This is a genomic window from Stenotrophomonas sp. STEN022, from assembly GCF_056760155.1.
The window spans coordinates 21,476-30,629 of record NZ_JBRREG010000058.1; the positions used below are offsets into that span (position 1 = coordinate 21,476).

11 protein-coding genes are annotated in these 9,154 nt (G+C 64.2%); 8 read left to right on the plus strand and 3 right to left on the minus strand.

Annotation, left to right across the window (positions count from 1 at the left end; genetic code table 11):
- Positions 1-80: 80 nt before the first annotated feature.
- Positions 81-932 carry a DUF1838 family protein gene (locus tag ACVOMF_RS12980; protein WP_481509671.1) on the minus strand — a complete coding sequence of 284 codons (852 nt, stop codon included), beginning with the start codon at positions 930-932 and terminating at the stop codon, positions 81-83.
- A gap of 468 nt (positions 933-1,400) precedes the next feature.
- On the opposite strand from ACVOMF_RS12980, the gene ACVOMF_RS12985 reads away from it, so the two are divergent.
- The 3 genes from ACVOMF_RS12985 to ACVOMF_RS12995 are packed head-to-tail and all read left to right on the plus strand — an operon-like array spanning position 1,401 to position 3,497.
- On the plus strand, positions 1,401-2,588 hold the full coding sequence (locus ACVOMF_RS12985) for a class I SAM-dependent methyltransferase (RefSeq protein ID WP_481509672.1): 1,188 nt from the start codon (positions 1,401-1,403) through the stop codon (positions 2,586-2,588).
- Entirely contained in the window at positions 2,585-2,944 is a 360-nt protein-coding gene (locus ACVOMF_RS12990) for a hypothetical protein (protein WP_296247458.1), read from the plus strand. The genes ACVOMF_RS12985 and ACVOMF_RS12990 overlap by 4 nt, the downstream gene beginning before the upstream one ends.
- Before the next feature lie 46 nt (positions 2,945-2,990).
- Positions 2,991-3,497 (plus strand): hypothetical protein, encoded by a 507-nt coding sequence (locus ACVOMF_RS12995; protein ID WP_296247456.1) that lies wholly within the window; start codon positions 2,991-2,993, stop codon positions 3,495-3,497.
- Between the two features lie 103 nt (positions 3,498-3,600).
- On the opposite strand, the gene ACVOMF_RS13000 is transcribed toward ACVOMF_RS12995, so the two are convergent.
- Positions 3,601-3,867, minus strand: a complete 267-nt coding sequence (locus ACVOMF_RS13000) for a hypothetical protein (RefSeq protein ID WP_481509673.1) — start codon at positions 3,865-3,867, stop codon at positions 3,601-3,603.
- Here ACVOMF_RS13000 and ACVOMF_RS13005 point away from each other — a divergent pair.
- Positions 3,866-5,008, plus strand: coding sequence for a nitrilase-related carbon-nitrogen hydrolase (locus ACVOMF_RS13005; RefSeq protein ID WP_481509674.1), 1,143 nt, complete (start codon positions 3,866-3,868; stop codon positions 5,006-5,008). The two genes, ACVOMF_RS13000 and ACVOMF_RS13005, sit on opposite strands and share 2 nt — an antisense overlap.
- Before the next feature lie 185 nt (positions 5,009-5,193).
- Positions 5,194-5,772 (plus strand): methyltransferase family protein, encoded by a 579-nt coding sequence (locus tag ACVOMF_RS13010; protein WP_481509675.1) that lies wholly within the window; start codon positions 5,194-5,196, stop codon positions 5,770-5,772.
- Positions 5,773-5,776: 4 nt separating this feature from the next.
- Here the strand turns inward: ACVOMF_RS13010 and ACVOMF_RS13015 are convergent, their stop codons facing one another.
- Positions 5,777-6,526, minus strand: coding sequence for a hypothetical protein (locus ACVOMF_RS13015; RefSeq protein WP_481509676.1), 750 nt, complete (start codon positions 6,524-6,526; stop codon positions 5,777-5,779).
- A 141-nt stretch (positions 6,527-6,667) separates the two neighbouring features.
- Between ACVOMF_RS13015 and ACVOMF_RS13020 the strand changes: the two genes are divergently transcribed.
- The 3 genes from ACVOMF_RS13020 to ACVOMF_RS13030 all read left to right on the plus strand — a co-directional run bounded on the left by ACVOMF_RS13020 (position 6,668) and on the right by ACVOMF_RS13030 (position 9,052).
- Entirely contained in the window at positions 6,668-8,044 is a 1,377-nt protein-coding gene (locus ACVOMF_RS13020; RefSeq protein ID WP_481509677.1) for an amino acid permease, read from the plus strand.
- A gap of 93 nt (positions 8,045-8,137) precedes the next feature.
- The gene (locus tag ACVOMF_RS13025) at positions 8,138-8,722 is read left to right on the plus strand and encodes a YdeI/OmpD-associated family protein (RefSeq protein WP_481509678.1); all 585 of its coding nucleotides are present in this window, start codon (positions 8,138-8,140) and stop codon (positions 8,720-8,722) included.
- 63 nt (positions 8,723-8,785) lie between these two features.
- The gene (locus tag ACVOMF_RS13030; protein ID WP_282272864.1) at positions 8,786-9,052 is read left to right on the plus strand and encodes a hypothetical protein; all 267 of its coding nucleotides are present in this window, start codon (positions 8,786-8,788) and stop codon (positions 9,050-9,052) included.
- The last annotated feature ends 102 nt before the right edge of the window (positions 9,053-9,154 follow it).

Sequence of the window (9,154 nt, forward strand, 5' to 3'; positions counted from 1 at the left end):
GACTGCAAGGTGTGATCGGAATGGATTGGGAGGATGGATGCGCCGTCTTGGGGGAGGGTTCCGTCCGGTGTTTCCGTGCTTCAGTCCTGCTGTTTCGCCGCCGCGCCCTGCTTGAGCCGCTTGTAGGCGCTCCAGCTGGTGACGTTGGGTTGCACCCAGGTTTCGGGTGCGCGTGCGTATTCCGGGTAACGGCTGCGCACGAGTTCCTGGATATCGGCCGGCAGCTCACTGACCGATGCGCGCTTGTTGCCCTGCGCGATGTACAACAGGCTGCCCGGGCGCATGCCCAGCTTCATCCATGGCAGCCACGGCCCGATGCGGGTCCAGCCATAGGTGACCGGCACGCTCTTCAACGCCGGGTTTTCCAGGTCCGCGCGTGGCGCGAAGAACATGAAGTGTTCCGAGCCCATGTACGTCGGGCCACTGGACTCGGCGGGGAATTCGGCAGGCTGCAGCGGGTTGGGATAGGCCAACGGAATGTTGAGGGTCAACATCACCTGGTCGCCGGCTTCCACCCATGGCAGTTGCATCGGCCGGCCCGGCGCGTTGAGCACGGTGTTGACCGGATCGTTGGCAACCTGCACGACTTCGTTGCGCTCACCGGACAGCGGGTTGTCCCAGCTGTCGATGATCTTGCCGGTCTTCAGATCGCGGTAGAAGGTGAGCTCACGCGTGTACAGGCGCCACACACCATCGGCCTGCTTTTCGGCACGGCAGATGTTGTAGCCCTCGAAGCCCATCAGCGGCGCGGCTTTCTTGCCTGGCTCCTGCGCGAACAAGGTACCGGCCCACCACAGGATCTCTTCCTGCTTCGGGTCCAGCGAACAGCGCAACTTGACCATTGCCTCGACGCTGCCCGTTTCGGACTGCAGATCCAGCGCTTTTGCCTGTGGCGAAAGTGCAATTGCGGCAGCCAGCAAAACCGATGACATTCGAATCACGTCCAACCCCCGGTTGAAATGGAGCGATGAAGCCAGTGCCTTGGCCTGCTCCGGACCACGGAAGACAGGCCTGCCGACCTGTCGAAGATGACATATAGCTATATCATTAGTACATGTTTGTCCAATCATTTGTAGAACCTTTGTCGCCCACCCCGCAGCACTGCTGGATGGCGTGAAAGCCCAGCAACAGCGGGCACGGGCGGGACTGCGCAAGATGTTGCTTTGCAACAAAAAAGCACTCACCCAGGCCTTGAAAAAGGGCACTGGATTTTTGTCCGGACATTTGAGAAATTCGGGATACGGGCGATGCCGGGAGACAGGCCGGCAGACCGTACTGGCGGAGGTTTCTGCAAGTACGCAGGCGCAAGGGCACAGGTATTACTTGGTCGCTTGACCCCAACCAGACCTTCATGACACATAGATATAACTTTAGAACTTGAAGCCTCCCGAGGAGTCGCCATGAGCCAGCAAGCCCTGCCCCCCAGTTGGCAGCACGTGGGCCGCCACGCGGTGTTCCCTGACAGCGCGCTGGACGACACCGCCCGCTTCGACTTCCTGGCCAACCTCAATGGCTACCTGGCCTCCCAGCTCAGCCCCAAGGTCAAAGCCGCCTACGAAGGTCGGGTAAAACCGGCGTTCGAGAAGCAGAAAGGCCGCGCCCCGCAAACCCGCCACGAAGTCCGCAAGGCGATGGCCGGCGATGCGATCTACCAGACCTGGAGTGCCCTGCGTCGCAGCAGCATGGAAATGCGCCAGCAGGCCGGTCGCGGCCTGGTGCTCAAGCAGGTGGATGCGCTGATAGCAAAGACGCGCGCACTGAACGCCAGCGACGACGGCCTGCAACTCGATCCCTCGGTGCAGGTGCCGCGCTATTCCAGCGCGGTCGACATCCACTGCATGCCCGGTGGCTACCACACCGAACTGCTGGCCGACGATGTGTCCGCCGCCGCCAACTACGACTGCGGCATCTTCGCCACCACCGGCGGCATGCTTGGCCGTTACAACGACGGCGGCGGCCAGGCCCTGGCGCAGTGGTTGCAGGAAGAACACCCCGGCTTCAAGCCGCGCCGCATCCTCGACATCGGCTGCACCGTCGGCCACAACATCGTGCCGCTGGCGCAGGCCTTTCCCGAGGCCGACGTGATCGCGATCGACGTGGCCGCACCGATGCTGCGCTATGCGCATGCCCGCGCCCGCGCGCTCGGCATCAACAACATCACGTTTCGCCAGGCCAATGGTGAAGCGCTGGACTATGCGGATGGTTCGTTCGACCTGATCACCACCGCCATGTTCTGGCACGAGAGCTCGGCCACGGCGATGCCGCGCAAGCTGCGCGAGATCCATCGCCTGCTGGCGACCGGTGGCCTCACCGCGCATCTGGAACAGCCGCAATACCACGGCATGGACCCCTACGAGCAGTTCATCCGCGACTGGGATGCATACAACAACAACGAGCCGTTCTGGAGCGTGATGCACGAGTACGACCTGCGCCAGATGATGGCTGCGGCCGGCTTCGATGCCGAGCGCTACTTCGAAACCAAGGTCCGCGGCGTGGTCGACCGGGACATTTTCCCGGTCGCCAGCGAGAGCGGCGAAGACCACGGCCGTGCCGCGCTGTGGACCATGTTTGGAGCCTGGAAAGCATGAGCATCGACCCGATCGCCCTGGCCGGCAGCCGCGCCCGCGGCAAGCGTCCGTACTTCTTCAAGGACCCGGATGTTGAGCGCGTGCTTTCCATCGCCATGGCAATTGCCATGGAGAACGCGGTCACCCATCAGCGCCTGGATGCGCTGGAACGCTTGATTGAACACAAGGGCCTGCTCAGCCGCGAGGAACTGGACCAGTTCCGCCCGGACCGCGAGGCCGAAGCCCAGCGCACGCTGTGGATGAAGGAATACATCGCCCGGGTGCTGCGCATCGTGCAGCAGGAAACCGAAGCGGTGGAAGGCGGTGCTATGGACGTGCCGATGGAAGAAGTGATGGATGCACTTCGCAACGAATGAGGCCGAGCCTCAACTGATGACATCAATACGACCACAGGAAACCGCAATGCCGAACATGCAACTGCACCTGCCGCTGCTGGCCCGCCACGAAGGCGTCTGGGATGGCGTCTATCGCTACTACGATGCCAACGGCGACAAGATCGACGAGCACAAGTCACGCCTGATCTGCCGCTTCCCTGCCGACGAAAATGTGCCTTATCACCAGACCAACCACTACAGCTGGGCCGATGGCAAGGTGGAAGTACGTGACTTCCCCACCCGCTATGAATTCGGCCGCGTCATCTTCGACAACGAGCTGATCTATGGCTGGGCCGCCGAAGTGCCGCTGGATGACTATCACCGCACGGTGATGCTGTACTGGAAACGCAAGGGCGAGGAAGGCCTGGAGTTGTACGAAATGATCCAGCTCTCCGACTGCGGCCAGCTGCGCAACCGCATCTGGCATTGGTACAAGAACGGCGTGCTCGTGCAGCGCACGCTGATCGATGAGAAGTTCGTCAGCCGCGACTGGCAGAAGATCAAGGGCGAGAGCTTCAACGGCGACCCGATCTGATCTGCAGCTGTTGCTTGAGCCCCTCTCCCGCGCGCGGGAGAGGGGTTGGGGTGAGGGGAAGCTCCTGGCGCGCGAACCCAGCGCTTTGAAAGCTTTTGAAGCTTTAAAAGCTCCCCTCATCCGCCCCTTCGGGGCACCTTCTCCCGCAAGCGGGAGAAGCAACAGCAACTGCAACTGCAACAGCAACAGCAACTGCAACAGCAACTGCAACTGCAACTGCAACTGCAACTGCAACTGCAACTGCAACAGCAACTGCAACTGCAACTGCAACTGCAACTGCAACTGCAACTGCAACTGCAACTGCAACTGCAACTGCAACTGCAACTGCAACCAAGATGATCCACGCCGCACATCCATCGAGGCAAGCCATGAGCAACACCCGCAGACATTTCCTCGGCAGCGCCGCCGGCCTGGCCGCACTCGGCGCCGTCGGCCCCGCCCTGCTCGGCACCTCGGCTCCCGCACAGGCAGCCATGGGCAATGGGCCGGATGCGCTCAACGAGCGCACCGACGGCACCTACGCCACGGTTGAACTGGCCAAGCCGGCCTGGACCCTGGGTCTCGTGCAATCGCGCGTGCACAGCTTCGATGCCAGGGAATGGAAGGCGGGCAGCAAGCGCAATCTGGCGCATATGCTCGAGCTCATCGACAAGGCGCATTACCACGCCAAGCCCGATCTTCTGCAGTTCCACGAGTTCCCGCTCAGCGGCTGGCGCAAGTGGACCCGCGATGAAATCCTCAAGTTCGCCATCACCATTCCCGGCGAAGAAACCGAGGCCATCGCCAAAAAGGCACGCCAGTACGGCACCTGGATCGTGTTTGGCGCCTACGCCACCGATCCGGATTGGCCGGGCCATGTGTTGTCGATCACCACGATCATGAACGACAAGGGCGAAATCGTGGACAAGCACTGGAAGGCGCGCAACCTCAAGGGTGCGTTCCCGGACTTCGAGCTTTTCACCACGACTACCTACGACGTGCTCGACCGCTACGTGGAAATGTACGGCCGCGATGCGGTGGTGCCGGTCACGCGCACGCCGTTGGGCAATATCTGCACCAGCTCCACCCAGCGTGAGCCGGAGCTGTTCCGCGCAATGGCATTCAAGGGTGCCGAGGTTTTCCTGCGCACCGCCTCCGGTGGCTTCTCGGACATGGATATCGCTGCCTGCGCGATGTACAACGGCGTCTATTCGTCCATCGTCAACAACTCGATCTCGCCGGACAACGGACCGTACTTCGATGATCCGGGCTCAGGCGGCACCGCCCTGTACGACCCCAGCGGCAAGGTCGTCGCCGAGGCGCAGAGCAAGGAAGAGACGCTGGTGCTGGGTCGCGTGCCGATCGCCGAGCTGCGCGCGCGCAAGCGCCAGCCTGTCGTGCACATGGATCTGTTCCGCGACGTCTACGACACCTACCAGAACGCCTATCCGCCGAACCTGTGGTCGGAGTACCTGCCCACTTCACTGGAAGATGCGGCGCGCTACATCCGCGGCAAGTCGCGCTGGAAGTAAGTTGAACCGACAACGGCGCCGCAAGGCGCCGTTGCTTCATCCGGCACCACCGTTGATTCCAGCCGATCGAACCAAGACCGCTTCAGAACGCAGCGCGCGGTGCTGCCCACAGCAAATCCAACTCACGGGCAGGTGACACGGCACGGATCAAACTGAGCGCCCGTTCTGCGACAACGGACCCGCCAATGCCAACCGTCTTCCATCTCGGCCTGCTGCTGTGCTGGGCCGTAGTGCTTGGCTATTGGGCCATCACCGCACTGCGCGCCAAGCCGGTGACCCGCAGCGAATCGCGTGCCCGGCAGTTCCTGGCGTACTGGCTGCCGTTGATCATCGCGGTATTGCTGCTGGGCCCGGGCCATTGGTTCGGCCACAGTTGGCTGCGTGAGCAGTTCGTTGCGCATTCAGTGCCGATCTACACGTTGGGTCTGCTGCTGTGTGCGGCCGGTGCCGCACTCGCGTTGTGGTCGCGCTGGCAGCTGGGCCGCAACTGGAGCGGCAACGTGCAGATCAAGCAGGCACACGAGCTGATCAGCAGCGGCCCGTATGCGCATGTGCGCAACCCCATCTACAGCGGCTTCCTGCTGATGTTCAGCGGCACCGCGTTGATGGTTGGCGATTGGCGCGGAGTGATCGCCGTGGCAATCGTGTTCGCCTCGTTCTGGGTCAAGCTGCGCCAGGAAGAACGTTTCCTGATGGCCCACTTCGGGCCCGCCTACAGTGCCTATGCGGCACGCACCAAGCGCTTAATCCCCGGCCTGCTATAGCGCCTCAAACACCGCGCTCGGAATCATCCTCACCACCGCGTCCTGCGCCGTAACCCAACCCGGCGCCCATGCCCATGCCGGCGCCCATGCCGCCCATGCCGCCACCACCGGCACCGCCTTTGCCACCACCCGCGGCGTCCTTGTCGGCGCCTTTGCCCGCACCCTTGTTGCCGCCACCGCTGCCCGCCGGACGCAACGGCCCTTGGCGGGGAATGGCGACCGCAGCGGGTATCACTTCCAGGTCCAGCACGCTGCGGACGAAGTCGCGCAGTGACACCACCAGCTCGGCGGTATGGATCGGCCGGCCCTCGACCATATCGGTGGCAGCGCGCGCGGCCAGCCGCACCTGCTCCTCGGTGCCCAGCAGGATCACGTCCGACAGCGCCGCCTCCACCGCATCACGGATGCGCCGCGCCCGCTCACCCGCCTCGCCTGGATCCGGGCTTGGCAACAGCAGGGCACCGTCGGCGGTGGTAGCGGTCTGTCCCTGCGCCAGTTCGGCCGCACGTCGGCGCAGATCGCGCAGGTGGCTGGGGTCGACGCTGAGATCGCCTGTAAAGGAACCACCCAAGGTTTTGTAGGCGGCAATCAGGGTCTTCAGCCGCTCGTTGATCTGGCGGTTGGCCGCCTCCCGCTTCTGCTGCACCGCCTGCATCACCAGCAGGCGGATGCCCACGCCGATCAGGGTGATGATCGCCAGGCCCACCAGCGTCGACAGCAGGCCCTGCCAGGAACTGAAATCCAGACCACGCATCCGCGCACCCGTTGCTGCAGGCGCACATGCGCGCCGGGACCTGCATCGTACCGGCAGCATGCCAATCCCCACCAACGGCACAGCCACTGCGGCGGGCGGACGCGGTATCGTGTCGCCCTCTTCTTGTCCTAGAACCCGCCGATGCCCAGCACTTCTTCCGCCCCGGCCAGCGCCCCCTCACACAAGCTGGAACGCGCGCTCAAGCCGCGCCAGCTGATCATGATGGGGCTGGGCAGCGCCATCGGCGCCGGCCTGTTCCTGGGTTCGGGCGTGGGCATCCAGGCCGCCGGGCCGGCAGTGCTGATCTCCTACCTGGTGGCCGGCACCCTGGTCATCATCATGATGCACGCCATGGGCGAGATGGCGGCCGCGCGGCCGGCCAGCGGCGCCTTCTCGGTGTACGCGGCCGATGCCCTGGGTGCCACCGCCGGTGCCACCGTGGGCTGGCTGTGGTGGGCGCAGCTGGTGGTGGTGATCGCGGCCGAATCGGTCGGCGCGGCCGGCCTGCTCAATACGGTCTGGCCGCAATTGTCAGTACCGATGACCTCGTTGGCCTTCATGCTGGTATTCACCGCCATCAACCTGCTGGGCGTGCGCAATTTCGGCGAATTCGAGTTCTGGTTCGCCATCCTCAAGGTCGGTGCCATCATCGCCTTCATCCTGGTCGGCATTGCCCTGTTGCTTGGCCTGCTGCCGAACGTGCCCTCACCCGGCCTTGCCAACATCACCGGCCATGACGGCTTCATGCCCAAGGGCCTGGCCGGCATCGGCGCGGCCCTGCTGGTGGTGATCTTCGCCTTCGGCGGCACCGAGATCGTGGCGGTGGCCGCGGCTGAAACCCAGGATCCCGAGCGCAGCCTGGCCCGCGCCATCCGCACCGTGGCCTGGCGCATCCTGGTGTTCTACATCGGCTCGATCGGCGTGATCATCGCGGTGGTGCCGTGGAACAGCGAGACCCTGAAATCGCCATTCGCCGCGGTGCTGCAGGTCGCCAACATCCCCGGGGCCGCCACGGCCATCACCCTGATCGCGGTGATCGCCCTGCTGTCGGCGCTGAACGCCAACCTGTACGGCGCCTCGCGGATGATCTACTCGCTGGCTGAACGGGCTGAAGCGCCGCGCTGGCTGAGCCTGACCAATACCCGCCAGGTACCGGTAGTGGCCGTCCTGGCCAGCGTGCTGTTCGGCTTCGCCGCCACCGTGCTGGAGCTGATCTACCCGAACAAGGTGCTGCCGGTACTGCTCAACGTGGTCGGCTCCACCTGCCTGCTGGTGTGGACCATCACCCTGGTATCGCAGCTGATCCTGCGCCGCCGGGCAGACCGCCTGGGTACGCCGCTGCCGTTCCGCATGGCCGGATTCCCCTACCTGACGGTGCTGGCACTGGCGATCCTGGCGCTGATATTCGCACTGTTGCTGGCCACCCCGGAAACCCGCCTGCAGTTCCTGTCGATGGCCGTCTTCACCGCTTTCATCGCGCTGTGCAGCGGCTTGGCAAGGAAATCGCAGCGCGCCTGACCATGCCAGAACAGGCTGTTCGCCCGCCTACGACCATGGCGGGCTTGTTTTAACGCGAAACTAACGGCAGGCTGCGCCCATCCGAGGCCAGCCATGCCAACCCCAGACCCCCGCGTAGACGACTACATCGCTAATGCCGCCGCTTTCGCGCAGCCGATCCTGCACGAGATCCGCCTGCGTGTGCACAGCGGCTGCACGACGGCTGAGGAAGCCATCAAGTGGGGCATGCCGGCGTTCCTGTACAAGGGCAAGCTGCTGTGTGGCATGGCCGCGTTCAAGGCGCATGCCACGCTGGGTTTCTGGCAACGCGAGGCCGGCAGCGGCGATGACTCGGCCATGGGCCAGTACGGTCGCCTGCAGGCGCTTGGCGACCTGCCCGGCAAGCGCGAATTCACAACCCAGCTACGGGCCGCCATGCAACGTATCGATGCAGGCGTAACCCGCCCCAAAGCGGCCCCGCGCGCGCCCTTGCCGATGCCCCCGGCCTTCGCCGAGGCACTGGCTGGCGCAACCGTCGCCAAGGCACACTTTGACGGTTTCAGCCCCGGCTACCAACGCGACTATCTGGAATGGATAGGTGAAGCCAAGCGCGACAGTACCCGCCAGCAGCGGATCGCCCAGGCCATCGAGTGGTTATCCGATGGCAAGCACCGCGGCTGGAAGCATGAGAAGCATTGACGTGGACCGCCCCAGCGATTCCACTTGCCGCAAACATCCCCCCATCAGTCCTGTTGCTACGCCATGATCGACCTAGAAGACCTCATCCAGCGCTCCATCGACCCTGAGTCCGTCAGGCTGGAAGGCACCCTGACAAACCCGCCGTCGTTCGGCGTATACGCCATCGAGAACATCGATGACGGCAGCACCCATTACCGCTTTGGCAACCATCCGGTGCGCAAGCAGGAACTGGAGGACAAGTTCGGCAGCGCCGAACTGGAGTACCTGTTCCTCAGCCGCGAAGACGCCGCTGCATTGACCGCGGCCCTGAATCGTCCCGAAGCAGACTGAGCAGGCCGCTGTAGTGGGGGGGGGGGCGGGGCCGGGGGGGGGGGCGGGGGGGGGGGGGGGGGAGGGGGGGGGGGGGGGGGGGCGGGGGGCCGCGGCGAGGAG

Excerpts from the sequence above, each read along its gene's own strand:
- ACVOMF_RS12980 (WP_481509671.1), bottom strand. The coding sequence starts at position 932 with ATGTCATCGGTTTTGCTGGCTGCCGCAATTGCACTTTCGCCACAGGCA.
- ACVOMF_RS12985 (WP_481509672.1), top strand. The coding sequence starts at position 1,401 with ATGAGCCAGCAAGCCCTGCCCCCCAGTTGGCAGCACGTGGGCCGCCAC.
- ACVOMF_RS12990 (WP_296247458.1), top strand. The coding sequence starts at position 2,585 with ATGAGCATCGACCCGATCGCCCTGGCCGGCAGCCGCGCCCGCGGCAAG.
- ACVOMF_RS12995 (WP_296247456.1), top strand. The coding sequence starts at position 2,991 with ATGCCGAACATGCAACTGCACCTGCCGCTGCTGGCCCGCCACGAAGGC.
- ACVOMF_RS13005 (WP_481509674.1), top strand. The coding sequence starts at position 3,866 with ATGAGCAACACCCGCAGACATTTCCTCGGCAGCGCCGCCGGCCTGGCC.
- ACVOMF_RS13000 (WP_481509673.1), bottom strand. The coding sequence starts at position 3,867 with ATGGCTTGCCTCGATGGATGTGCGGCGTGGATCATCTTGGTTGCAGTT.
- ACVOMF_RS13010 (WP_481509675.1), top strand. The coding sequence starts at position 5,194 with ATGCCAACCGTCTTCCATCTCGGCCTGCTGCTGTGCTGGGCCGTAGTG.
- ACVOMF_RS13015 (WP_481509676.1), bottom strand. The coding sequence starts at position 6,526 with ATGCGTGGTCTGGATTTCAGTTCCTGGCAGGGCCTGCTGTCGACGCTG.
- ACVOMF_RS13020 (WP_481509677.1), top strand. The coding sequence starts at position 6,668 with ATGCCCAGCACTTCTTCCGCCCCGGCCAGCGCCCCCTCACACAAGCTG.
- ACVOMF_RS13025 (WP_481509678.1), top strand. The coding sequence starts at position 8,138 with ATGCCAACCCCAGACCCCCGCGTAGACGACTACATCGCTAATGCCGCC.
- ACVOMF_RS13030 (WP_282272864.1), top strand. The coding sequence starts at position 8,786 with ATGATCGACCTAGAAGACCTCATCCAGCGCTCCATCGACCCTGAGTCC.